This is a genomic window from Streptomyces sp. WZ-12 (genome assembly GCF_028898845.1).
GTDB lineage: Bacteria > Actinomycetota > Actinomycetes > Streptomycetales > Streptomycetaceae > Streptomyces.
The window spans coordinates 4,125,274-4,149,626 of record NZ_CP118574.1 but is presented as its reverse complement, the minus strand read 5'-3'; the positions used below and the strand labels follow the sequence as shown (position 1 = coordinate 4,149,626).

22 protein-coding genes are annotated in these 24,353 nt (G+C 71.6%); 16 read left to right on the top strand and 6 right to left on the bottom strand.

Going from position 1 to position 24,353, the window contains the following annotated elements; genetic code table 11:
* Positions 1–13: 13 nt before the first annotated feature.
* Both PV796_RS17565 and wrbA read right to left on the bottom strand, forming a co-directional pair.
* Entirely contained in the window at positions 14–1,426 is a 1,413-nt protein-coding gene (locus PV796_RS17565) for a glutamate decarboxylase (RefSeq protein ID WP_274914226.1), read from the bottom strand.
* 16 nt (positions 1,427–1,442) lie between these two features.
* Positions 1,443–2,066 carry an NAD(P)H:quinone oxidoreductase gene (gene wrbA / locus PV796_RS17560; protein WP_274914225.1) on the bottom strand — a complete coding sequence of 208 codons (624 nt, stop codon included), beginning with the start codon at positions 2,064–2,066 and terminating at the stop codon, positions 1,443–1,445.
* 365 nt (positions 2,067–2,431) lie between these two features.
* Between wrbA and PV796_RS17555 the strand changes: the two genes are divergently transcribed.
* Entirely contained in the window at positions 2,432–3,190 is a 759-nt protein-coding gene (locus PV796_RS17555) for a MerR family transcriptional regulator (protein ID WP_274914224.1), read from the top strand.
* A gap of 49 nt (positions 3,191–3,239) precedes the next feature.
* Here the strand turns inward: PV796_RS17555 and PV796_RS17550 are convergent, their stop codons facing one another.
* Complete coding sequence (locus tag PV796_RS17550) at positions 3,240–3,608, bottom strand: YbjQ family protein (RefSeq protein WP_274914223.1); 369 nt, start codon at positions 3,606–3,608, stop codon at positions 3,240–3,242.
* 245 nt (positions 3,609–3,853) lie between these two features.
* Here PV796_RS17550 and PV796_RS17545 point away from each other — a divergent pair, with 245 nt between their 5' ends.
* Positions 3,854–4,555 carry a DedA family protein gene (locus tag PV796_RS17545; RefSeq protein ID WP_274914222.1) on the top strand — a complete coding sequence of 234 codons (702 nt, stop codon included), beginning with the start codon at positions 3,854–3,856 and terminating at the stop codon, positions 4,553–4,555.
* A gap of 527 nt (positions 4,556–5,082) precedes the next feature.
* A complete protein-coding gene (locus PV796_RS17540) occupies positions 5,083–6,768 on the top strand; it encodes a threonine/serine ThrE exporter family protein (protein WP_274914221.1) in 1,686 nt (561 codons plus the stop codon).
* 134 nt (positions 6,769–6,902) lie between these two features.
* Here PV796_RS17540 and PV796_RS17535 read toward each other — a convergent pair whose 3' ends face one another.
* A complete protein-coding gene (locus PV796_RS17535) occupies positions 6,903–7,394 on the bottom strand; it encodes an inorganic diphosphatase (RefSeq protein WP_016570635.1) in 492 nt (163 codons plus the stop codon).
* Between the two features lie 101 nt (positions 7,395–7,495).
* On the opposite strand from PV796_RS17535, the gene dacB reads away from it, so the two are divergent.
* From dacB to folE, 6 genes are all read left to right on the top strand, one after another.
* Positions 7,496–9,094 (top strand): D-alanyl-D-alanine carboxypeptidase/D-alanyl-D-alanine endopeptidase, encoded by a 1,599-nt coding sequence (dacB, locus tag PV796_RS17530; RefSeq protein ID WP_274919088.1) that lies wholly within the window; start codon positions 7,496–7,498, stop codon positions 9,092–9,094.
* 181 nt (positions 9,095–9,275) lie between these two features.
* Positions 9,276–10,448, top strand: coding sequence for a zinc-dependent metalloprotease (locus PV796_RS17525; RefSeq protein ID WP_274914220.1), 1,173 nt, complete (start codon positions 9,276–9,278; stop codon positions 10,446–10,448).
* Between the two features lie 196 nt (positions 10,449–10,644).
* On the top strand, positions 10,645–11,652 hold the full coding sequence (tilS, locus tag PV796_RS17520; protein ID WP_274914219.1) for a tRNA lysidine(34) synthetase TilS: 1,008 nt from the start codon (positions 10,645–10,647) through the stop codon (positions 11,650–11,652).
* A gap of 116 nt (positions 11,653–11,768) precedes the next feature.
* Entirely contained in the window at positions 11,769–12,308 is a 540-nt protein-coding gene (hpt, locus tag PV796_RS17515; protein ID WP_274919086.1) for a hypoxanthine phosphoribosyltransferase, read from the top strand.
* A 283-nt stretch (positions 12,309–12,591) separates the two neighbouring features.
* On the top strand, positions 12,592–14,610 hold the full coding sequence (gene ftsH, locus PV796_RS17510) for an ATP-dependent zinc metalloprotease FtsH (RefSeq protein ID WP_274914218.1): 2,019 nt from the start codon (positions 12,592–12,594) through the stop codon (positions 14,608–14,610).
* A 107-nt stretch (positions 14,611–14,717) separates the two neighbouring features.
* Entirely contained in the window at positions 14,718–15,323 is a 606-nt protein-coding gene (gene folE, locus PV796_RS17505) for a GTP cyclohydrolase I FolE (protein ID WP_274914217.1), read from the top strand.
* A gap of 123 nt (positions 15,324–15,446) precedes the next feature.
* Here folE and PV796_RS17500 read toward each other — a convergent pair whose 3' ends face one another.
* On the bottom strand, positions 15,447–16,562 hold the full coding sequence (locus PV796_RS17500) for an alpha/beta hydrolase (RefSeq protein ID WP_274914216.1): 1,116 nt from the start codon (positions 16,560–16,562) through the stop codon (positions 15,447–15,449).
* Positions 16,563–16,703: 141 nt separating this feature from the next.
* Between PV796_RS17500 and PV796_RS17495 the strand changes: the two genes are divergently transcribed.
* From PV796_RS17495 to PV796_RS17470, 6 genes are all read left to right on the top strand, one after another.
* Positions 16,704–18,545 carry a phosphatidylglycerol lysyltransferase domain-containing protein gene (locus PV796_RS17495; protein WP_376565406.1) on the top strand — a complete coding sequence of 614 codons (1,842 nt, stop codon included), beginning with the start codon at positions 16,704–16,706 and terminating at the stop codon, positions 18,543–18,545.
* Between the two features lie 134 nt (positions 18,546–18,679).
* Positions 18,680–19,576 carry a dihydropteroate synthase gene (folP, locus tag PV796_RS17490; protein ID WP_274914214.1) on the top strand — a complete coding sequence of 299 codons (897 nt, stop codon included), beginning with the start codon at positions 18,680–18,682 and terminating at the stop codon, positions 19,574–19,576.
* Positions 19,577–19,581: 5 nt separating this feature from the next.
* Positions 19,582–20,061, top strand: coding sequence for a nuclear transport factor 2 family protein (locus PV796_RS17485; RefSeq protein ID WP_274919085.1), 480 nt, complete (start codon positions 19,582–19,584; stop codon positions 20,059–20,061).
* Positions 20,062–20,476: 415 nt separating this feature from the next.
* Complete coding sequence (gene folB / locus PV796_RS17480) at positions 20,477–20,836, top strand: dihydroneopterin aldolase (protein ID WP_016574864.1); 360 nt, start codon at positions 20,477–20,479, stop codon at positions 20,834–20,836.
* Positions 20,833–21,474, top strand: coding sequence for a 2-amino-4-hydroxy-6-hydroxymethyldihydropteridine diphosphokinase (gene folK / locus PV796_RS17475; protein ID WP_274914211.1), 642 nt, complete (start codon positions 20,833–20,835; stop codon positions 21,472–21,474). The genes folB and folK overlap by 4 nt, the downstream gene beginning before the upstream one ends.
* 215 nt (positions 21,475–21,689) lie before the next feature.
* Complete coding sequence (locus PV796_RS17470; RefSeq protein ID WP_274914209.1) at positions 21,690–22,178, top strand: DUF3180 domain-containing protein; 489 nt, start codon at positions 21,690–21,692, stop codon at positions 22,176–22,178.
* A gap of 43 nt (positions 22,179–22,221) precedes the next feature.
* Here PV796_RS17470 and PV796_RS17465 read toward each other — a convergent pair whose 3' ends face one another.
* Positions 22,222–23,400 carry an ABC transporter ATP-binding protein gene (locus PV796_RS17465; RefSeq protein ID WP_274914207.1) on the bottom strand — a complete coding sequence of 393 codons (1,179 nt, stop codon included), beginning with the start codon at positions 23,398–23,400 and terminating at the stop codon, positions 22,222–22,224.
* Between the two features lie 222 nt (positions 23,401–23,622).
* On the opposite strand from PV796_RS17465, the gene PV796_RS17460 reads away from it, so the two are divergent.
* Positions 23,623–24,351 (top strand): ABC transporter permease, encoded by a 729-nt coding sequence (locus PV796_RS17460; RefSeq protein WP_274919084.1) that lies wholly within the window; start codon positions 23,623–23,625, stop codon positions 24,349–24,351.
* Positions 24,352–24,353: the final 2 nt, after the last annotated feature.

Below are 24,353 nucleotides of genomic sequence, written 5' to 3'. Positions count from 1 at the left end.
GGGCCCGGGGGCGTCAGTGGTGGAAGGCGGTGGCGATGTTCGCGGGGCGGCCCAACGGGCCGCTCTGGCGGCGGAGTTCGGTGAGCAGTTGCTCCAGGTCGGCCATGAAGAGGTCGGCGAGGTCCATGGAGAAGCCGTTGCGGCAGACCACCCGCAGTACCGAGAGGTCCTGGCGGTCGGGCGGGAAGGCGTAGGCGGGGATCAGCCAGCCGTGCTCCTTCATCCGCCGGGACACGTCGAAGACGTCGAAGGCGGTGACGCCGTCGGCGGTGGTGAAGGCGAAGACCGGCAACTGGTCGCCGCGGGTCAGCAGCCGGAAGTCGCCCAGCGCCGCGATCCGTTCGGCCAGTGAGCGGGCCACGTCGCGGGTGGCCTGCTGGACGGCGCGGTAGCCCTCCCGGCCCAGCCGCAGGAAGGTGTAGTACTGGGCGGCGACCTGGGCGCCGGGGCGGGAGAAGTTGAGGGCGAAGGTGGGCATCTCGCCGCCCAGATAGTTGACCCGGAAGATCAACTCCTCGGGGAGCGCGTCCTGATCGCGCCACAGGGCCCAGCCGACGCCGGGGTAGACCAGCCCGTACTTGTGGCCGGAGGTGTTGATCGAGGCCACCCGGGGCAGGCGGAAGTCCCACACCAGGTCGGGGTCGAGGAACGGGGCGATCATGGCGCCGGACGCGCCGTCCACGTGGACCGGGATGTCCAGGCCGGTGCGCTCCTGAAGCGCGTCGAGCGCCCCGCAGATGTCCGCCACCGGCTCGTAGGAGCCGTCGAAGGTGGACCCGAGGATGGCGACGACGCCGATGGTGTTCTCGTCGCAGAGCGCGACGGCCCGCTCCGCGTCGAGGTGGAACCGCTCGCCCGCCATGGGGACTTGGCGCGCCTGGACCTCCCAGAAGTTGCAGAACTTCTCCCAGCAGACCTGGACGTTGGCGCCCATGACGAGGTTGGGGCGGGCGGCGGCGGGATAGCGGTCCCGATTGCGGGCGGCCCAACGGCGCTTGAGGGCCAGGCCGGCCAGCATGCACGCCTCGCTGGAGCCGGTGGTGGAGCAGCCGATGGCGGCGCCCGGGTCGGGCGCGTGCCACAGGTCGGCGAGCATCGCCACGCAGCGCCGCTCCAGTTCGGCGGTGCGCGGGTACTCGTCCTTGTCGATCATGTTCTTGTCCCGGCACTCCGCCAGCAGGACGTCGGCCTGCGGCTCCATCCACGTGGTGACGAAGGTCGCGAGGTTGAGCCGGGCGTTGCCGTCCAGCATCAGCTCGTCGTGGACGAACTGGTAGGCGGCGCGCGGCGAGAGCGGGCCGTCGGGGAGGGTGCGCCGCGGCGGCTCGGTGTCCATCCCGGCGACCGGGTCGGCCTCCCCGTAGAAGGGGTTGACGGGGTGGGTGCGCCGGCGGTCGCGGTCCAAGGCGCCTTTGTGGAGCGTCATCTGCTGCGGCCCTCTCTCAACTCGCGGCGTGCAGACCGGCCTTGATGGCCTTGGCGAACTTCACCACGCGCTCGGCCTGGACGCGGGCGGCGGTGCGGGCGGGGGCGTCGACGGCGGTGTCCGGGCCGCCGACGTGCGAAGTGCCGTACGGATTGCCGTCGGTGAACTTCGCCGGGTCCGTGTAACCGGGGGCGATGAGGATGCCGCCGAAGTGGTGGACGGTGTGGTAGAGCGCCAGGAGGGTGGACTCCTGGCCGCCGTGCTGGGTGGCGGAGGCGGTGAAGCCGCTGTAGACCTTGTCGGCCAGCCGGCCCTGCTGCCAGAGGCCGCCCAGGGTGTCCAGGAACTGCTTGAGCTGGGAGGCCACGTTGCCGAAGCGGGTGGGGGAGCCCAGCAGCACCGCGTCGGCCCAGAGCACGTCGTCGTGGGTCGCCTCCAGGATGTCCGCGGTGGCGGTGACGTTGGCCGCCCAGGCGGGGTTGGCGTCGATGGCGGACTGCGGGGCGAGTTCGGCGACCCGGCGCAGCCGCACGTCGGCGCCCGCGTGCTCGGCGGCGTCGGCGAGCAGTCGGGCCAACTCGGCGACGGTGCCGGTCGACGAGTAGTAGATGACGGTGACGTTGACGTCGTGCACGGGCATGGAAGCACCTCCTGGAACCCGACAATAGGTGCATAAGGGGTGGCCGGCCTCCAGGGTTCGTCCAGTGGAAGCGCGCGCGGGCCGGGCCCCTCGGCCGCGGACAGCCCGGCCGGCAGCCGCTTGCGGGACCCCCGGCCGCCGCGCCGGGCGGCCACCGAGGCGACGTACAGCGAATGTGGTCCCGACAGCAGGATGATCAGGGCGAGGCCCGCCAGACACGTGAGCAGATCCATCAATCCGGGCATGCGCGGAGGGCCTCACCCGCCGATCGACCGCCTCATCGGTTTTCACCGTCCGGACTTGCACCTCACGCGGCGTGAGGACCCATCGTGAAGCGCGTACCGACGACCGACGAGGGAGCGGAAGTGAGTTATTTGGTGGGTCAGGTCGCCGATGTCGCCGGAGTCACGGTGCGCACCCTGCACCACTACGACGAGATCGGGCTGTTGGTCCCCGGCGAACGCAGCCGCGCCGGTCACCGGCGCTATGCCGACGCCGACCTGGACCGGCTCCAACAGATCCTGTTCTACCGGGAACTGGGCTTTCCGCTCGACGAGGTGGCGGCCCTCCTGGACGACCCGGGCGCGGACCCGCAGGAACACCTGCGGCGCCAGCACGAGTTGCTGAGCACGCGGATCGAGAAGCTCCGGAGGATGGCCGCCGCCGTCGAACACGCAATGGAGGCACGCAGGATGAACGTACGGCTCACCCCGGAGGAGAAGTTCGAGGTCTTCGGCGACTTCGACCCCGACGCGCACGCCGCGGAGGCGGAGCGGCGCTGGGGCGGCACCGACCCCTACAAGGAGTCGCAGCGCCGGACCGCCGCGTACACCAAGGAGGACTGGCAGCGGCTGAAGGAGGAGTTCGACGCCCTCCACCAGAAGATGGCGGGGCTGCTCGCGCGGGGCGTCCCGGCGGAGTCCGAGGCGGCGATGGACGTCGCCGAGGAACACCGGCGGTTCATCGGCCGCGGCTACTACGAGTGCAGCTACGAGATGCACACCGGGCTCGGCGAGATGTACGTCGCGGACGAGCGGTTCACCGCCACCTACGAGGCGATCCGGCCGGGGCTGGCGGTCTACCTGCGGGACGCGATGCTGGCGAACGCGGTGCGGAACGCGTGACGGCGCGCGGTGTGGCGGCGGGAGCGTGTGACGGCCGGAACGTTCGGGGTCAGCCCTGCGGTTCCAGGACCACGGCCGTGCCGTAGGCGCAGACCTCCGTGCCGACGTCCGCGGCCTCGGTGACGTCGAAGCGGAACATCAGGACCGCGTTGGCGCCGCGGGAGCGGGCCTGTTCCACCAGCCGCTCCATGGCCTGGTTGCGGGTCTGGACGAGGGTCTTGGTGAGCCCGCGCAGCTCACCGCCGATCATCGACTTCAGGCCCGCGCCGATCTGGCTGCCGAGGTGCCGGGAGCGGACGGTGAGGCCGAAGACCTCGCCGATCACCTGCTTCACGTGAAAACCCGGTACGTCGTTGGTCGTCACGACCAGGACGTCCGACTGCGCCAGTTGTCCGCCGCCGTACTCCTCGATGCCCATGGCCCGTACCTTCCTGTCGTTGCGGCCAGGATCACCCGGGGCGGCGGGGGCGGCCAGCGGCCGGGGGCGGTCGGGTGGGACGCCGGTGCGGGGCGGTCGGGGGCGGTGCGGGGCCCGGGCTCCCGGCTGGAACCACGACGCGTCATAGTGCGTTGATAGCTTTGGGCCGCACACTGCGCCTGCCCCTTGCTTCCGCTCGTCGCGCCGCGCGAGCCGGGCGCCCTCGACCCAGGAGCCTTCACCCCGTGGATACTCTCGCGCTCGGTCCCCAGTGGCTGAACTCGGACTTCTTGATCGCGAATTTCGGCCTGATCGGCGTCCTGCTCATCGTCTTCGCGGAGTCCGGGCTGCTGATCGGCTTCTTCCTGCCGGGCGACTCGCTGCTGTTCACCACCGGGCTGATGGTGACGGCGAACAAGCTGGACAAGCCGCTGTGGCTGGTGTGCGTGCTGGTGGTGCTGGCGGCCGTGCTGGGTGACCAGGCCGGCTACCTCTTCGGGCGGAAGGTCGGGCCGTCGCTCTTCAAGCGGCCCGACTCCCGGCTGTTCAAGCAGGAGAACGTCGAGAAGGCGCACGCCTTCTTCGAGAAGCACGGCCCCAAGTCCTTGATCCTGGCCCGTTTCGTGCCGATCGTGCGGACGTTCACGCCGATCATCGCGGGCGTGAGTGGCATGAACTACCGCTCCTTCATCACCTTCAACATCATCGGGGGGACGTTGTGGGGGGCCGGGGTGACGCTGCTGGGCGCCGCGCTGGGCAACGTCGAGTTCGTGCACAAGAACATCGAGCTGATCCTCGTGGCGATCGTGCTGATCTCCGTGGTGCCGGTGGTCATCGAGTTCCTGCGGGCGCGGAGCAAGGCGAAGAAGGCGCCGGCGGGCACGGCGGCCGAGTCGCCGGCGGTCGCGGGACGGTCGCAGGGCCGGGGGCGGCACGCCAAGCGGTGACGCCGCGCCGGGCCCGTGAGTGAGCGGGCCCGGCCTTCTTTCCTTTTCGGCTTTCCCGCCGCCGGGTCGTGGGCGGGTTGTCTGGCTTGGTCGTCCGCCTGCGGCCCGGTGGGTGCGGGCGCTTCGCGGGCCCCCTCCGGCCCGCGCCGCCGCCGACTCTCCACCGCTGGGCCCGCTCGGTCTGCCGGCTGCCGGCCCGCGCCGCCGCCGGCTCCCGGCCGCGGGCCCGACCGGTTTGCTGACCGTCGGCGTGTGCCGCCGCCCACTTCCCGCCCGCGGGCCGTCCGTTGAGTTCGTACGCGCTCCGGCCACATGTCCCGTACGTCTGGGGGTACGCGGAGGCCGTTCGGCGAGTGTCCATCGATAGAAGGACTTTGGGCGGGGCGATGGCTGCGGGGGCCTGGGTGGGCGGTTCTGCGGGGGAGCCGGAAAGGGGGGAGGGGCCCCGGGGGAGCGCGGTGTCCCGGGATACGGCATCGTGTGCATGACCCGTCGGCAGGAGGCGTAGGAACGAGGAGCGGAGAGACGTGGCGTCGGACTCACCACGCAGCAACGGCAACGGCACCTCGGAGGAGGAGCGCAAGCCGCAACCGGACGAGGTGCGCAGCGCGTTCACCCCGCCGCTGGGCGTTCCGTTGCCACCGCCGCCGGAGGAGGAGCACCCCACTTCGGAGTTCGCGCTGCCGGAGGGGCTGCTGCCGGAGGCGCCGGCCGAACCCGAGGGGTCGGCGTTCGCGCGGCCGGGGAGCACCACCGGGCAGACGCTGTTGCCGGCGTTCACGCCGCCGCACGGCATCCCGGTGCTCAGCCTCACCAAGGAAGCGCCGTGGCAGGACCGGATGCGCACCATGCTGCGGATGCCGATCCACGAGCGGCCGGTCCCCGAGCGCGTCGAACGCGTCGAGGAGGAGGACGGCGGCCCCGCCGTCCCCCGCGTCCTGGACCTGACGCTGCGTATCGGGGAGATCCTGCTGGCCGGCGGCGAGGGCGCGGAGGACGTCGAGGCGGCGATGTTCGGCGTCGCGCACGCCTACGGGCTGGAGCGGGTCGAGCCGACCGTCACCTTCACCCTGCTGTCGATCTCGTACCAGCCGTCGCTGATCGACGATCCGCTCACCGCCAGCCGGACGGTGCGGCGGCGCGGGGTGGACTACACCCGGCTCTCGGCGGTCTTCCGACTGGTCGACGAGATCACGTCGGAAGGGATCAGCCTGGAGGAGGCGTACCGCGGGCTGGCCGAGATACGCCGCAATCGGCACCCGTATCCGAGCTGGGCGCTGACGGTGGCCTCGGGGCTGCTGTCCGGCGCGGCATCCATGCTGGTCGGCGGTGGGCTGCTGGTGTTCGTCGCGGCGGCGATCGGCTCGATGCTCGGCGACCGGCTGGCCTGGTTGGCGTCGGCGCGCGGGCTGCCGGAGTTCTACCAGTTCGTGGTCGCGGCGATGCCGCCGGCCGCGATCGGGCTGGCCTTCGGGCTGGCCCACTCCAACGTGCAGTTCTCCGCGGTGATCACCGGTGGACTGTTCGCGCTGATCCCGGGACGGGCGCTGGTCGCCAGCGTCCAGGACGGGCTGACCGGCTACTACATCACCGCCTCCGCGCGACTGTTGGAGGTCGGCTACCTGATCGTCGGCATCGTCGTCGGCGTGCTGTCCGTGCTCTACGTAGGGCTCCAGGCCGACCCCGGCCTTCAACGGCTCCACCCGCAGCAGGCGTTGCAGGTCTACAACGAGCCGGTGGTGCAGATCATGGCGTCGATGCTGCTGGCGCTGGCGTTCTGCGTGCTGCTCCAACAGGAGCGCCACACCGTGGCGTTCGCGACCATAAACGGCGGGGTCGCATGGGTGGTGTACGGGGTGCTGACCTTCCGGGCCGGCTTCAACGCGGTGCCCTCCACCGCCATCGCCGCCGGACTCGTCGGCCTCTTCGGCCAGTTGCTCTCCCGATACCGCTACGCCTCGGCGCTGCCCTACGTGACCGCGGCGATCGGGCCGCTGCTCCCCGGTAGCGCGACCTACTTCGGGCTGCTCAATTTCGCCCAGGGCAACCTGCTGGAGGGCTTCTCGTCGCTGATCAAGGCCGCCTCGCTGGCGCTGGCGATCGCCGTCGGGGTCAACCTCGGTGGCGAGGTCGCCCGGCTGTTCCTGCGGGCGCCCGGGATCACCGAGGCGGCCGGCGGGCGCCGCGCGGCCAAACGGACCCGAGGGTTCTGACCCGACCCGCGACACGCACGACGGGCGGCCCCCAGATGGGGGCCGCCCGTTCGCGTACGAAAATCAGAGCGCGCCCGCGGGCGCGCGGGGCTTTCGGAGAACCCCGCACACCCGCCGGATCGGCTCCGGTCGGGTCAGTGCCCGCCCTGCGCCTCGAAGCGCTTGTAGGAGCGCTCGATCTCGGCCTCGGCGTCGGTCCGGCCGACCCAGTTGGCGCCCTCGACGGACTTGCCGGGCTCCAGGTCCTTGTAGACCTCGAAGAAGTGCTGGATCTCCAGGCGGTCGAACTCCGAGACGTGGTGGATGTCGCGGAGGTGCTCGACGCGCGGGTCCGAGGCGGGGACGCACAGCAACTTGTCGTCGCCGCCGGCCTCGTCCGTCATGCGGAACATGCCGATGGCGCGGCACTTGATGAGGCAGCCGGGGAAGGTCGGCTCGTCCAGGATGACCAGCGCGTCCAACGGGTCGCCGTCCTCGCCGAGGGTGTCCTCGACGAAGCCGTAGTCGGCCGGGTAGCTGGTCGAGGTGAAGAGTCGACGGTCCAGGCGGATCCGACCGGTCTCGTGGTCCACCTCGTACTTGTTCCGCGAACCCTTCGGGATCTCGATGGTGACGTCGAACTCCACGGGTGGCTCCTCCATGATCAACACATACGTCTGATGATTAAGTGTCCCCCACGCAGGTGCGTGGTGGCGAAAGGGGCTGGTCCGAAGTGCCCGAGACCCGAATGTGGCAGGTCAGATGGCAATCGGCGCAGCGTTCCGCGCGGCTGGCGGCACGCCGGGCCGGGGGCCGCACGCGCAGCGCGGCGCGGTCCGCACAGCGCACCGCGCACGCGACGTCGAACGCCGCCCGGCGGGCGTGGCTGGCCGCACCGCGGCACACGCGGCAGACCTGGCAGTTGACCGCGGTGTCCGCTGCCACCGGTCTGGCGGTCGCGGTCGTCGCGGTGGCGGCGGCCGGGCCGTGGGACTCCGGTCAGCGTACGGCCGAGCGGGCGGCCGCGGCCCTCGGTCCGGCAACAGGTGGCGAGCATCACGATGACGGCCGGGCGCCCGGGCCGGCGCCCAGCGCGCCGGCCGTGCTGACCGCGCTCGGCGGGCCGGCGCGGGGCGCGGTGGGCCGCGGCGCGGCGCCGGTGCCCACCGACGGCGGGCTGGCCGACGCGCTGGCGCCGTTGCTGACGGACCCGGCGCTGGGCCCGCTGCGGAGCGCGTCCGTCGTGGACGTCGCGGCCGGCCGGCAGGTCTTCGGCGAGCAGCCGGACGCCCTGGCCACCCCCGCCTCGACGGTCAAGCTGGCCACCGCGGTGGCCGCGCTCTCGCTGCGCGGCGCCGAGCACCGCATCGACACCGGCGTGGTGTTGGCCGACAAGGACCGGATCGTCCTGGTCGGCGGCGGCGACCCGACCCTCACCGCCCGGCCGTCCCGCCCCGGCCCCGGCGAGCGGCCGGCCAGCCTGCGCGACCTCGCCGACGCCACCGCCCGCGCCCTCAAGCAGCGCAAGCTCACCACCGTCGGCCTCGGCTACGACGCCGGCGCCTACGCGGGCCCCGTCCAGCACCCCATCGGCCCCAACGAGAACATCGCCCCGGTCACCGCCCTGATGACCGACGAGGCCCGCCTCGACGACAGCGACCACGGCCCCGCGCCGCGCTCCACCGACCCGGCCGCCGACGCCGCCCACGCCTTCGCTGGCCTCCTCAAGGAGCGCGGCATCACCGTCAGCGGCGACCCCGAGGAGGCCCGCGCCCCCAAGAACGCCGGCCGGATCGCCACCGTCCACTCCCTCCCGCTCTCCGCCCTCGTCGAGCGGATGCTGACCTACAGCGACAACGACATCGCCGAGGCGCTGGCCCGCCAGGCCGCGCTCGGCGCGCACCAGCCGGCCAGCTTCGACGGCGCGGCCAGGGCGGTGCGCAACGCGCTGGCCGCCCAGCACCTCCCGCTCGCCGGCGCGGTCTTCGAGGACGGCAGCGGCCTGAACCGCGACGACAAGGTCTCCGCGAACCTCCTCTCCCACCTCCTGCTGCTCGCCGCCGCCCCCGCCAAGCCCGAGCTCCGCTCCGTCGCCACCGGCCTCCCGGTGGCCGCCTTCACCGGCACGCTCAGCGGCCGCTACGTCGGCGACACCGCCGGCGCCGGCACCGTACGCGCCAAGACCGGCACCCTCACCGGCGTCAACACCCTCGCCGGCACCGTCGTCGACGCCGACGGCCGCCTCCTGGCCTTCGCCTTCATGACCACCGGCACCACCGACCCCCCATCCGCCCAGAAGGCCCTGGACCGCATGGCCTCCACCCTCGCCAACTGCGGCTGCCGCTAACCCAGTTCCACCCGTCACCGCCCCCGACAGCCCCGCGCAGCGGCTCCGCGCCGCAGGCGCAATGACAGCAACCACCACGGCGGGACGGCCGACAACGTGGGAAGCACTCCACAACGTGGAGACGCCGCCCGCCGCAGGCGACCGGCTACCCCGCAGCCCCCCACCCCCGTACGGTGAACCCATGACGAGCATCGGTGGAACCGAGATGGTCGACTGGAACCTCGCGGTGGCGACCGCGACCCGCTTCGTGCGGCCGGGGCCGGACGTCAGCCGGGACGAGGCGCGGGCGATCGTCGCCGAGCTACGCCAGCACGCCAAGTCGTCCGAGGCGCACGTCCGCGGCTTCACCCGGATGGCCCCGCCGGGGGTGGAGGCGGCGCCGGACGGCGATGCGGCCACGGCCGAGCCGTCCCCGCACGACACCCCGGTCCTGGTGGTGGACCGGCCCGGCTGGATCCGGGCCAACGTCGCCGGGTTCCGGGCGGTGCTGAAGCCACTGCTCGCCAAGATGGAGGACCGGCGGTCCTCGACGCCCGGTGGCGCGGTGCTCGGCGCGGTCGGCGGCAAGGTCACCGGCGTCGAGCTGGGCATGCTGCTGTCGTTCCTGGCCTCGCGGGTGCTGGGGCAGTACGAGACGTTCGCCCCGGCCTCGCGCAGTCTGCCGGCCGGGACGCAGGGCGGCCGGCTGCTGCTGGTGGCGCCGAACATCGTCCACGTGGAGCGCGAACTCGACGTGGCGCCGCACGACTTCCGGCTGTGGGTCTGCCTGCACGAGGAGACCCACCGGACCCAGTTCAGCGCCGTGCCGTGGCTGCGGGACCACATCGAGGGGGAGATCCAGTCCTTCCTCGCGGAGACCGACATCGACCCGGGGACGCTGCTGGAGCGGCTGCGGGAGGCCGCCCAGTCGCTGGCCGGCGCCAAGCCGGAGGGCGAGGAGGGCGACGAGAGCAGGTCGCTGGTGGACCTGGTGCAGACGCCCGCGCAGCGGGAGATCCTCGGCCGGCTGACGGCCGTGATGTCGCTGCTGGAGGGGCACGCCGACTTCGTCATGGACGGGGTGGGGCCGGAGGTGGTGCCCTCGGTGGCGGAGATCCGGGAGAAGTTCCAGAAGCGGCGGGCCAGCGGCGCGGGCCGGCTGGACCAGGCGCTGCGGAGGCTGCTGGGACTGGATGCCAAGCTGCGGCAGTACCGTGACGGCGAGCGTTTCGTGCGCTCGGTCGTGGAGGAGGTCGGCATGGACGGCTTCAACCGCATCTGGACGTCGCCGAACACCCTCCCCACCAAACAGGAGATCGCCAAACCGGCGGACTGGGTCGCGCGGGTGCACCGGAAGGCGGACGGGGCACCGTAAGCGCACGGCGCGAGCTGGGCACGCCGTGCGGCAGAAGAGCGCCCCTTCAATCACCCGTCTGAGGGACCGTGACCGATGGATAGGCGTGCAATGCTCGGGGAACTGCTCGCCTCTGTCACCATCTAGGCACTCTGTGTGACGAAGTGCCGTCCACGGCCCGAGGCTCGTCCCCCAGCCTGAATGATTGGAAACGGACATGGGTCCCCATCCAGCGGTCGCCGCGATACGCCTGGCGGTCCGCCGCGTACTCCACGACGTGCTCAACCACCACTGCGCGCAGGACCGGCCCGAGGCGCCGCTCGTGCTCGTCGCCTGCTCCGGCGGCGCCGATTCCATGGCGCTGGCCTCCGCCCTCGCCTTCGAAGCCCCGAAACTGGCCGTCCGCGCCGGGGGCGTGACGATCGATCACGGCCTCCAGGAGGGCTCCGACCTCCGTGCCGCCGAGGTCGCCCTGCGACTGCGTGCCCTCAAGCTGGACCCCGTCGACGTCGTCGGCGTCCAGGTGGGCCGGACGGGCGGCCCCGAGGCGGCCGCCCGGGACGCCCGCTACGCCGCCCTGGACGCCGCCGCCGACCGCCACGGCGCCAGCGCGGTCCTCCTCGGCCACACCCGCGACGACCAGGCGGAGACCGTCCTGTTGGGGCTGGCCCGCGGCTCCGGGATCCGCTCGCTCTCCGGGATGGCCGCGACCACCGGGACCGATGGCCGCTACCGCCGCCCGTTCCTGGACGTCGACCGGCAGACCGCCCGTACGGCATGCCTCATCCAGGCGCTGCCCGTCTGGGACGACCCCCACAACACCGACCCCGCCTACACCCGTTCACGACTGCGGCACGAGGGGCTGCCCGCCCTGGAGAAGTGCCTCGGCAAGGGGGTCGTCGAGGCCCTGGCGCGGACCGCCCAGCTCTCCCGCGACGACGCCGACGCGCTGGACGGCTGGGCCGCCGAGGCCGAGGCCGCGGTGCTCGACGAGGCCGGCGCCCTCGACGTCGCCGGGCTCTTCGCGCTGCCCGCCGCGGTGCGCCGCCGGGTGCTGCGCCGGGCGGTCATCGCGGCCGGTTCGCCGGCCGGTTCGCTCTTCGCCCGGCACATCGAGGAAGTCGACCGGCTGATCACGGCTTGGCGGGGGCAGGGCGCCATCCACCTCCCCGGGCGGGTGGGTGTGCGACGGCAGGGTGGCAGACTGGTCATTCGGCAGGGCTGAGCCGCAGGAGATCGAGCCCTGCCTTGTGATCTCGCGACCGGTTCCCGCCGCGTGAGCTCACGCGGCAGATCTGCATACCGAACCGAGCGAGAGTGGCACGGGTGGACGACAAGGACATGGGCGCCGACCTTCAGTCGGTGCTCATCACTAAGGAAGAGATCGACGCCAAGCTGGCCGAGCTGGCTGCGAAGATCGACGCGGAGTACGCGGGCAAGGACCTGCTCATCGTCGGCGTCCTCAAGGGCGCGGTGATGGTGATGGCGGACCTGGCGCGTGCGCTGTCCACCCCCGTCACGATGGACTGGATGGCCGTGTCCTCCTACGGCGCGGGCACCCAGTCCTCCGGCGTGGTCCGCATTCTGAAGGACCTGGACACCGACATCAAGGGCAGGCACGTCCTGATCGTCGAGGACATCATCGACTCGGGGCTGACGCTGTCCTGGCTGCTGTCCAACCTCGGCTCGCGCGAGCCCGCCTCGCTGGAGGTGTGCACGCTGCTGCGCAAGCCCGACGCGGCCAAGGTCGCCATCGACGTGAAGTGGATCGGCTTCGACATCCCGAACGAGTTCGTCGTGGGCTATGGCCTGGACTTTGCGGAGAAGTACCGCAATCTGCCGTTCGTCGGTACCCTCTCGCCCCACGTGTACGGCGGCTGAGAGCGTCCCGCGCTCGCCGGTCACCGTGCCGGACGAGCGCTCGGATGGCCCCTGTCGTCCGGCGGGAACCCTTCGGGGTTCCCCGCCGTTGGAGCAGGGAGAGGGGAATCCCCGGCTTCGTTGTTCACTGTCGGCGCAGGCGCCGGGTGACAATGCTGGGGTACCGTCCGAAGGCAATCTGTTTTCGGGCGAGTAATACGACACCGTACGCACGACCAGCCCTCCCGAGGGCGTTGTGCCTCACTGTGGCAGGAGGGACGGGGCCTTAGGCGGCTCCGTGTGGATGGACGTGAAGCGATACTTCCGTGGGCCAGTCATGTGGATCGTGCTGGCCGTCCTCGCCGTGGTCGTGTTGATGCAGGTCGTCGGCTCGTCCGGCGGCTACAAAACGGTGGACACCGGTCAGGTCGTCAAGGCGATCGCTGACAACAAGGTGAAGTCCGCCGAGCTGACGACCGGCGACGAGAACAAGATCAAGATCGAGCTGACCGGCGACTACAAGATCTCCGGTTCCAACAAGATCCAGGCCAGCTACATCGGCGACCAGGGCGTTGACCTGGCGAAGAACCTGCAGGCCAAGTACCAGACCGGCGAGATCAAGGACGGCTACACCGTCTCGCCGTCGAAGCAGAACCCGTTCGTCGGCGTGCTGCTGTCACTGCTGCCTTTCGTGCTCATCGTGGTCGTCTTCCTGTTCCTGATGAATCAGATGCAGGGCGGCGGCTCCCGGGTGATGAACTTCGGCAAGTCGAAGGCGAAGCTGATCACCAAGGACACTCCGAAGACGACCTTCGTGGACGTCGCGGGTGCCGATGAGGCCGTCGAGGAGCTCCACGAGATCAAGGAGTTCCTCCAGGAGCCGGCGAAGTTCCAGGCCGTCGGCGCCAAGATTCCCAAGGGTGTGCTGCTCTACGGCCCGCCCGGTACGGGTAAGACGCTGCTCGCGCGTGCCGTCGCGGGCGAGGCGGGCGTGCCGTTCTACTCGATCTCCGGCTCCGACTTCGTCGAGATGTTCGTCGGTGTCGGTGCCTCCCGGGTCCGCGACCTCTTCGAGCAGGCCAAGGCGAACGCCCCGGCGATCGTCTTCGTCGACGAGATCGACGCCGTCGGCCGGCACCGCGGTGCGGGCCTCGGCGGTGGTCACGACGAGCGCGAGCAGACGCTGAACCAGCTCCTCGTCGAGATGGACGGCTTCGACGTGAAGGGCGGCGTGATCCTGATCGCCGCCACGAACCGCCCGGACATCCTCGACCCGGCGCTGCTGCGCCCCGGCCGTTTCGACCGGCAGATCGCCGTCGACCGTCCGGACCTGCAGGGCCGGCTGGAGATCCTCAAGGTCCACCAGAAGGGCAAGCCGGTCGCGCCGGACGTCGACCTCTCGGCCGTCGCCAAGCGCACCCCCGGCTTCACCGGTGCCGATCTGTCCAACGTCCTCAACGAGGCCGCGCTGTTGACGGCCCGGAGCGACGAGAAGCTGATCAACAACCACTTCCTGGACGAGGCGATCGACCGCGTCGTGGCCGGACCGCAGAAGCGGACCCGGATCATGTCCGAGAAGGAGAAGAAGATCACCGCGTACCACGAGGGCGGACACGCCCTGGTCGCGGCGGCTTCGCCGAACTCCGACCCGGTGCACAAGATCACGATCCTGTCCCGCGGCCGGGCTCTGGGCTACACCATGGTCCTGCCCGACGAGGACAAGTACTCCACCACCCGCAACGAGATGCTCGACCAGCTCGCGTACATGCTGGGCGGCCGCGCCGCGGAGGAGTTGGTCTTCCACGACCCGACCACGGGCGCCGCGAACGACATCGAGAAGGCGACCGCGACGGCCCGCGCGATGGTCACGCAGTACGGCATGACCGAGCGGCTCGGCGCGATCAAGTTCGGCACGGACAACTCCGAGCCGTTCCTGGGACGTGAGATGGGTCACCAGCGCGACTACTCGGAAGAGGTCGCCGCGCTGGTCGACGAGGAAGTCAAGAAGCTGATCGAGACCGCGCACAACGAGGCGTGGGAGATCCTGGTCGAGAACCGCGATGTGCTCGACAACCTCGTGTTGACGCTCCTGGAGAAGGAGACGCTCAACAAGGAGGAGATCGCCGAACTCTTCAAGCACGTGGTCAAGCGCCCGGCCCGCCCGGCGTGGACCGGCTCCTCGCGTCGTACGCCCTCGACCCGCCCGCCGGTGCTCTCGCCGCGCGAGCTGGCCCCGGCCAACGGCTCCGTGACGGCGGCGCCCGGCACCGTCTCCACGGAGAAGAAGCCGGACACCTCCGAGGATCCGCGCACCGAGAGCTGACCGGGCGCCACTTCGGCCCCGGAATACCTGCCGCGCCCCCCGGGTTCTAGCCTGGGGGGCGCGGCTTTTCCGCGTTTCCGAGCGGGCCCGGAAGGAACGAGGCACCAATGACGGACCCTGTGACGCTGGACGTCGAGGGCGTGATCGGCACGTTTGACGAGAAGCGTGCCGAGAACGCCGTGCGCGAGCTGCTCATCGCGGTGGGTGAGGACCCCGACCGCGAGGGGCTGTTGGAGACGCCGGCGCGGGTGGCACGGGCGTACAAGGAGCTCTTCGCCGGCCTGTGGCAGAAGCCCGAGGACGTGCTGACCACCACCTTCGACCTCGGCCACGACGAGATGGTGCTGGTCAAGGACATCGAGGTGGTCTCGAACTGCGAGCACCACCTGGTGCCGTTCGTCGGCGTGGCCCACGTCGGCTACATCCCGTCCACCGACGGGAAGATCACCGGGCTGTCCAAGCTGGCCCGGCTGGTCGACGTGTTCGCCCGGCGCCCGCAGGTCCAGGAGCGGATGACCACCCAGATCGCGGACTCGCTGATGCAGATCCTGGAGCCGCGCGGGGTCATCGTGGTCGTCGAGTGCGAGCACATGTGCATGACGATGCGCGGGGTGCGCAAGCCGGGGGCGAAGACGACGACCTCCGCGGTGCGCGGGCAGCTCCGCGACCCCGCGACGCGGGCCGAGGCGATGAGCCTGATACTGGCGCGCTAGCCAAGGCGCGCGCCGGCTCGGGGCACCGTGGTGCGCCCGGGCTCCTGAACGAGGAGAGCGGCCCGGGGCCCCGGCAACATCTGCCGGGGCCCCGGGCCGCTCTCCCGAGAGGTGCGGGGCGGGTCAGGCCCGGAGGTGGCCGCCCATCCACTCCATCGCGGCCGGGATCTCCCGGCTCCAGGTGTTGAAGTTGTGGCCACCGCTGTCGAGGATGATCGACGCGACGGTGGACGGCGACTTGGTCCCCTCGATGAACTTCAGGGTGTTCTTGTAGTTGCCCTCGCCGTGCCGGCTGCTGGTGACCAGCAGGTTCACCTTGGGGGCGGGCAGGTGCTTCTGCCGCCACAGCAGGTCGTTCTCGCGCTTGAGCTGGGCGCTGCCGCCGAAGAGGTCGCCGGTGGTGGCGTCGATCGGCGCCTTGTAGTCGCCGGAGAGCGAGACGGCGGTGGAGTACGACTCCGGGTTGCGCATGGTCAGCTTCAGGGCGCAGTAGCCGCCGGTGGAGTCGCCCATGATCCCCCAGCTCTCGGCGTCCCGGCCCACGCGGTACTGGCCGCTGATGTCGTGGCGCAGGTCATGGGCGAAGAACGTCTCGGTCTGCGGGCCGCGGGGTATGTCCACGCACTCGGTGTCGCGGGGCGGCGCGACCGTCGGGCGCATCATCACCAGGACGGTCGGCTGGATGCGGCCCTCCTCCAGCAGGCGGAACTGCGTCTGCGGGTAGTGCAGCTTCTTGAAGAGCGCCTCGGCGGTGCCCGGGTAGCCGGTGAGCACCACTGCCGCGGGGAACTTCTTGTGCGCGTACTTCTTCTGGAAGTACTGCGGCGGCAGGTAGACGTACGCCGGGCTGGCGATGTCGGACTTCGCGCCGCGGATCAGGACCTTGTCCAGTCGGCCGGCCGTCGTCGGGACCGAGGCGCCCTGGATGCTCAGGCGCTCGGTGCCCAGCATCTTGAGGTTGGTGCCGTTCGGGCCGGACTTGTACGTCGTGACCACACCCGGCTGCTGCTCCTGACCGAAGAGGTCGGCCCAGGAGGCGTAGAAGCCGAAGGTGTTGTTGGCGAACAGACCGATGGCGGCGAAGAGCGATACCTGGGTGGCGAAGAGCAGTCCGATCCGGCCGAGGACCGCGCGCCAGTTGCCCTTCGACAGGCGCGGCCAGAGCCAGATGGTGAGGACGAACAGTGCCACCGCGACGAGCACGGTAAGAAGCAGCACTTTCTTGCTGGTGAGACCCATGTGGTGCTTTCTTCCGGGCGGCCGGGCCATCCGGACCGCAAGTGGAACCCCGAGCCCTGAGACGCCGTCATACAGGGCGCAAAAGTCCAGATGCTGCGACTAAGGCTCGCACGTTCTCTCGACCGGGGCGACGGGAAAGTGATGTCTGACAGGCTAGATGGGGAAAAGTCGGGGATGGTTGCGTGGTCTGCGCCACGCTGGCTCCGCGGCCCGCGGCCGACGGCGGTCCCGGGGCTGGTGGGCACGGCAGGAGTCGTCGTCGGCCTGCTGAATCTGATCTCCGGGATCTTTCCGCGCTTCCGGCACAGCCGGGTGCACGCGGTGGCCGAGGTGCTGCCGGGGGCGGTCAGCCCGCTGGCGGCGTCCGCCTCGCTCATCGTCGGCATCCTGCTGCTGCTCCTGGCCCACGGCCTCAAGCGGCGCAAGCGGCGGGCCTGGGTCGCGGCGGTGGCGCTGCTGCCGGTGGGGATCGCCGCCCAACTCGTCTACCGGCACTCGATCTTCGGGGCCGTGTTGTCGTTGGCGCTGCTGGGGTGCCTGTTGCGGTACCGGCGGGAGTTCGCGGCGCTGCCCGATCCGCGCAGCCGCTGGAAGGCGGTGGCCAACCTCGTCGTCCTGGGCGGGGTCAGCTTCGGGATCGGGATGGTGATCGTCAGCTCCCATCCGCACAAGACCGTCGGCTCGCCGTCGTTCGGGGCGCGCGCGGAGCACGTGTTGTGGGGGCTCTTCGGCTTCGAGGGGCCGGTGGCCTACACGCACGGCGTGGACTACACCGTGGGCTACTCGCTCGGGGCGCTGGGCCTGCTGACCGTGGCCACCACCGCGTACCTCGCCTTCCGCCCGGAGCACCCCGCGGCCCGGCTGACGGACGAGGACGAGCAGCGGCTGCGGGAGTTGTTGGACAAGCACGGCAGCCGGGACTCACTGGGCTACTTCGCGCTGCGTCGGGACAAGGGCGCGGTGTTCTCGCCGTCCGGCAAGGCCGCGGTCTGCTACCGGGTGGTCTCCGGGGTGATGCTGGCCAGCGGCGACCCGATAGGGGACGTCGAGGCGTGGCCGGGCGCCATCGAGCGCTTCATGGAGGAGGCGCGGGCGCACTCGTGGACCCCGGCGGTGACCGGGTGCAGCGAGACCGGCGGCCAGGTCTGGACCCGGGAGACCGGGATGGACGCGCTGGAGCTGGGCGACGAGGCGATCGTGGACGTCGCCGACTTCACGCTGACCGGGCGGGCGATGCGCAACGTGCGGCAGATGGTCAAGCGGATCGAGCGCAACGGCTACAGCACCCGGGTCCGGCGGGTGCGCGACCTGGAGCCGGAGGAGCTGGCGCGGATCCAGAAGGCGGCGGACGCCTGGCGGGACACCGACACCGAGCGCGGCTTCTCCATGGCGCTGGGCCGGATCGACGCGGTGGCCGACGGCGACGCGGTGATCGCCACCGCGCACCAGGCGCCGGCCGAGGGCGAGGAGCCCGGGCCGTTCGGGGACCTCAAGGCGATGCAGCACTTCGTCCCCTGGGGGCGCGACGGGATCTCGTTGGAGCTGATGCGGCGGGACCGGGGCGCCGACCCGGGGATGAACGAGCTGCTGATCGTCGCGGCGCTGCAGGCGGCGCCGGAGCTGGCGATCAAGCAGGTGTCGCTGAACTTCGCGGTGTTCCGCTCGTCCCTGGAGCGCGGCGAGAAGCTGGGCGCGGGGCCGGTGCTGCGGGGCTGGCGGGGGACGTTGATCTTCCTGTCGCGCTGGTACCAGATCGAGTCGCTCTACAAGTTCAACGACAAGTTCCGGCCACGCTGGGAGCCGCGGTTCGTGGTCTTCCGCAACAGCCGGGACATCCCGCGGATCGGGCTGGCGACGCTGCAGGCCGAGGGGTATCTGGAGCTGCCGCGGGTGCTGCGGCGCCGGCGGGCGGCGCCGCCGCGGCCGTGCGAGCACCTGGAGGAGTCGGTGCTGGCGGCCGGGGCGCTGGAGAAGGTGGCCTAGTACTGCGAGTACTGGGGGCTGTCCGACGGGTGGACCGGGTGCTTTCCGGGGCGGCTGCGGACGGCCCGTCGGCGGGCGTCGTGCGCCGCCGACGGGGCGATTCGAGCGGCCGGTGCACGGCCTACGCTGGTGCCATGAGTACCTTGCGCGGCCGGGTGGCCGGACTGCCGGACTGGGACCGCTGCGCGGTGATGGGCGTCGTGAACGTGACGCCCGATTCGTTCTCCGACGGCGGCGAGTGGTTCGACCCCGAACTCGCCGTCAAACACGGTCTGGACCTGGTGGCCCAGGGCGCCGACATGGTGGACGTCGGCGGCGAGTCCACCCGCCCCGGCGCGGCCCGGGTCGACGAGGCCGAGGAGCTGCGCCGGGTCGTCCCGGTGGTCCGGGAGCTGGCCTCGGCGGGGGTCGCGGTGTCCGTCGACACCATGCGCGCCGCGGTGGCCGAGCAGGCCGTGGAGGCCGGGGCGCGGCTGGTCAACGACGTGAGCGGGGGCCTGGCCGACCCGGCGATGGTGTCGGTGGTCGCCGAGTACCACGTCCCGTTCGTGGTGATGCACTGGCGCGGCCAGTCCATCGACATGAACAACCGGGCGGTCTACGCGGACGTCGTCGGCGAGGTGGTCGACGAGCTGCGGCTGAGCATGGAGCGGGCGGTGGCCGGCGGGGTGGATCCGGAGCGGATCGTGATCGACCCGGGGCTGGGCTTCGCCAAGGACGCCGGGCACGATCTGGAGCTGGTCGCCCACCTGTCCCGGTTGCGGGCGCTTGGCCGGCCGCTGCTCGTGGCGGCTTCGAGGAAACGGTTCCTGGGCAGGGTGCTGGCAGGCGGCGAGGGCGCTGCCCCACCGCCGGCCCGGGAGCGGGACGCGGCGACGGCGGCGGTATCGGCGATCGTGGCGCGAGAGGGGGCCTGGGCGGTGCGGGTGCATGAGGTCAGGGCGAGCGCGGACGCGGTGCGGGTGGCCCGCGCCGTGGAGAGCGCGGCGCGGGCGAGCGGTGCGAGCGCGAAGACGACGGGGACGACGTGAGCGGCTTGGGCCCGCGGACGGACATCGAGCTGGTCGAGCAGGCGAACACGGCGCTGTACGAGACCATCGAGCGCGGCGACCACGAGGCGCTGTCCGAGCTGTGGTTGGACGGTCAGGTGAGCGTGGTCCACCCGGGGTGGCCGGTGCTGCGCGGGCGGGGGGAGGTGCTCCGCTCGTACGCGTTGATCATGGCCAACACCGAGTACATCCAGTTCTTCCTCACCGACGTGGAGATCGACGTCATCGGCGACACGGCGCTGGTGACGTGCACGGAGAACATCCTCAGCGGGGGACCGGCCGAGGACGACGGCTCCGTGGGGCCGTTGATCGGCCAGTTGGTCGTGGCGACCAATGTCTTCAAGCGGACCGAGGACGGCTGGCGGGTCTGGTCGCACCACGGCTCGCCGGTCCTCGCGGACCGCGAGGACGACGAGGGCGACGACGCCGACGAGGACGAGGAGGACGGGCCGGCCGGCCGGGCGTGAACCCCGGTGTGCGGCCCGGTCGGTGTCCCGGTGCGGGTTCCCCCGCATCCCAGTCCGCGGACGTGTGAGTGGCTTCACAAGCCGCCCGGGGAGCAGGGGGCGCGGGCCGGCGCGCCCGGTGTCAGCCTTCCGAGCGGGGCGCACCCGTTCGAGCCAAGTGCGGCCTGGGTAGGGGTGGGTGAGGCGTGCGGGGGTAAGAGGCCGCGCGGACGATCTCCCGCGCTCTGCGAGGCTGCCCGCGCGACACGGCCTAGCAGCAGAACGGGGCCTTGTCCATAGCCCCCATGGGCGAGCGCTGTCGGTGCTCGCAGGTAGATTCGAGTGGGGCAGTGTCGCCGGCCGACGTCAGGCGCCTGCCCGAATCCGACGAACAGTGGCGCCCCGAGGCGCCGCCGGACCAGTGGGAGTGATTCGCGTGGATCGTGTCGCGCTGCGTGGGCTGAAGGCCCGAGGACACCACGGGGTGTTCCCCCGGGAACGCGAGGAAGGCCAGACCTTCATCGTCGACCTGGTCCTCGGCCTGGACACCCGCCCGGCGGCGGCTTCCGACGATCTGGCGAAGACCGTCCACTACGGCATCGTCGCCGAGGAGGTGGTGGCCGTCGTCGAAGGCGAGCCCGTCGACCTCATCGAGACCCTGGCGGAGCGGATCGCCGACCAGTGCCTGAAGCACGAGGGGGTGCAGGAGGTGGAAGTGGTGGTCCACAAGCCGGACGCACCGATCACCGTCCCCTTCGATGACGTGACCATCACCATCACCCGGAGCCGAGTATGAAAACCACCCAGCAGCCGGCCCCCGCCCCCCGCACCTCCTACGCCAACCCCGTCAACGACCCGACCGTCCAGCCGGTGCCCGTCTCCGTGGTGGAGCAGGTGGACGCGGCGGACATCACGCTCTCCAACCCCAAGCGCGCGGTGATCTCGCTGGGCAGCAATCTCGGCAACCGCCTGGAGACGCTCCAGGGCGCCATCGACGCGCTGGAGGACACCCCGGGCGTCCGCGTCAAGGCGGTCTCCCCGGTGTACGAGACCGAGCCGTGGGGCGTCGAACCGGGCTCCCAGCCCTCGTACTTCAACGCCGTGGTGCTGATCAAGACGACGCTGCCGCCGGAGTCCCTGCTGGAGCGCGGGCACGCCATCGAGGAGGCGTTCGAGCGGGTGCGGGACGAGCGCTGGGGCCCGCGCACCATCGACGTCGACATCCTCACCTACCAGAACGTGGTCTCCGACGACCCGCGGCTGACGCTGCCGCACCCGCGCGCCCATGAGCGGGCGTTCGTCCTGGTGCCGTGGCACGACGTGGACCCGGAGGCGGAGGTTCCGGGACGGGGTGAGGTGGCCTCCTTGTTGACCGAGGTCGGCACCGAGGGCGTGACTCTCCGGACGGACCTGGAACTGCGGCTGCCCGAGTAGTCGTTAGGGTTGCGGGCCGGTCGTGCACGGCGACGATGCGCGGTGGACGCCGCGCGCGCTGATGTACTGGCGCGTGGACGTCGTCGGCCGCGCGGCCACGGGTGCGCGGGCGGACCGGACGAACACACGGCGACCGCACCACACGGTGCGGTCGAAAGAGCAGATGCGGTCATCGCGGCAGGGGTGACCGGGACGGTGCGAGGGGCGATCGCTCGGTGAAGCAGCTACGGGTCAAGGTCCTGGTCGGGCTGTTCGTGGTGGCCGGGATCCTGGCCTGGGCGGGCGCCCGGTTGTGGGACTCGATCGGCACCCTCCCCAGCGTGCCGGTGGCGGCGCCGATCGTGCTGGCGCTGATCGCCGCGGTGCTGGGCGCCACCGCCCTCTCCCTGCGGTCCCGGTTGAGGGCGCAGCGCGAGCGGCTCGCCGAGGCCAAGGGCGTCGATCCGCTGGTGGCCGCCCGTGCGGTGGTCTTCGGGCAGGCGAGCGCCCTGGTGGCGGCGCTGGTCGCCGGGCTCTACGGCGGCGTCGGGGTGTTCCTGCTGACGTCGGGGGTGGACGGGGCGCGCCGCGCGCAGGCGGTGTACGCCGGGTTCTCGGTGCTGGCCGGTGCGGCCGTGGTCGCCGCGGCGATCTTCCTGGAGCGGGTCTGCAAGCTGCCCGAGGGCGACGACGGGGAAGACGGGCCCGGGGCGACGCGGGCGTGACGGCGCCCGGCCGGAGCGGTCCGGCCGGGCCTGGTGGATCCCTTCAGACGCTCGGGACGGTGTCCAGGGCGACCTCGTCGCGGGGCAGGTTGGTCGCGTCGGCGGTGGTCGCCCGGCGCAGCGCGCCGTGCAGCGCGGCGGGCGTGAGGACGCCCCGGTAGCGGTCGCCGTCGAGGACCGCGAGCCAGCCGGCGTCGTGCTGGAGCAGCGTGCTGAGCGCCTGCCGGAGCGGGTCGCCGAGCGAGACGGTGGCGGGCATCGGGCGGGCCAGGTCGCGGACGGTGCGCGGGGCGTCGGCGGCGGGGCCGCCGGGGTCCCCGAGCGCGTCGGCCGCCACCCAGCCGTACGGCGCGCCGTCGGCGTCCAGGACGACGGCCCAGGGGGCGTCGGCGGCGGCGAGGGCCTCGGTGGCCCGGGCGGCCGGGTCGTCCAGCCGGACCACGGGCGGCTCTTCGAGGTCGGCGGAGTCGACGGGGGTGACCGCGAGCCGCTTCAGGCCGCGGTCGGCGCCGACGAACTCCGCGGTGTACGGGGTGGCCGGGGCGCCCAAGACCGTTGCGGGGGTGTCGAGTTGCTCGATCCGGCCGTGGCCGTAGACGGCGATGCGGTCGCCGAGCCGGACCGCCTCCTCGATGTCGTGGGTGACGAAGAGCACCGTCTTGTGGAGCGTGGACTGGAGCCGCAGGAACTCGTTTTGGAGGTGCTCGCGGACGACCGGGTCGACCGCGCCGAAGGGCTCGTCCATCAGCAGCACCGGCGGGTCGGCGGCGAGCGCGCGGGCCACGCCGACGCGTTGGCGCTGGCCGCCGGAGAGCTGGTCGGGGTAGCGGTCGCCGTAGACGGACGGGTCCAGGCCGACCAGGTCGAGGAGTTCGGCGGCGCGGGCCCGGGCCTGCTTGCGCGGGCGGCCGAGTAGGTGCGGGACGGTGGCGGTGTTGTCCAGGATGGTCTTGTGGGGGAAGAGGCCGACCTGCTGGATGACGTAGCCGATGTGGCGGCGGAGTTCGACCGGGTCGGCGTCGGCGATGTCCTCGCCGTCGAGGAGGATGCGGCCGCCGGTGGGCTCGATGAGCCGGTTCACCATCTTCATCGTCGTCGTCTTGCCGCAGCCCGACGGGCCGACGAGGGTGATGAGTTCGCCCTTGGCGACCTCGAAGGAGAGGTCGTCGACGGCCGTGGTGCCGTCGGCGTAGCGCTTGGTGACGTGCTCGAAGCGGATCATGGAATCCCCCTGTGTGGACGGCCCCCATTGTGTACGCGTCCTGCACGGGTGCCGTGAACGCGGTGTTGCGAGTGGATGCCGGGTCGAACGATTGTCAGTGGTGGGGGTTAGGGTCGCAGACAGTCACCACGGTATCGGCGAGCGGGGGAGGTGACGGCGGTGGAGGCACCGGTGCGCGCGGCGGAGCTGCTGACGAGCGCGCAGTTGACCGGCGTCCAGACCATGGCGCAGGGGGGCGGCCGCGGCTGCCTGGAGCGCAACGACTGGATCTGTGGGGAGTATCTCCACACCCGGAGCCAGGAGTTGATCGACGCCACGCTCCAGCACATCGGCATCACGGTGGTGTCGGTGCTCCTGGGTGTGCTGATCGCCTTTCCGCTGGCGCTGTTGGCCCGGCGCCGGCGGAGCGTGGCCGGCCCCGTCCTGGGGCTGACGACGGTGCTCTACACGGTGCCCTCGCTGGCGATGTTCGCCCTGCTGACGCCGGTCTTCGGGGTCTCGCCCTCGGTGGTCGTCACGGGCCTGGTGCTGTATTCGCTGACGATCCTGGTGCGGAACATCCTCGCGGGTCTGGACGCGGTGCCCACCGAGGTGCGGGAGGCCGCCCGCGGGATGGGGTACGGGCCGGCCCGGCTGCTGTTCGAGGTGGAACTCCCGCTCGCGGTACCGGCGTTGGTGGCCGGCGTGCGGATCGCCACGGTCTCCACGGTGGCGATGACGACGATCGGCTCGGTGGTCGGATACGGCGGGCTGGGCAATCTGATAGCCAGCGGCATGGAGGGCTTCTTCAAGGCGGAGGTGCTGACCGCGTCGGTGCTGTGCGTGCTGCTGGCGCTGGTGGCGGATCTGCTTCTGCTGGGCCTACAGCGGCTGTTGACGCCGTGGACGCGGGCGCGGTCCGGGGGCCGCCGGGTGCGGCGCTCGGCGGCCGTGGCGAAGGCGGTGGGGTGAGC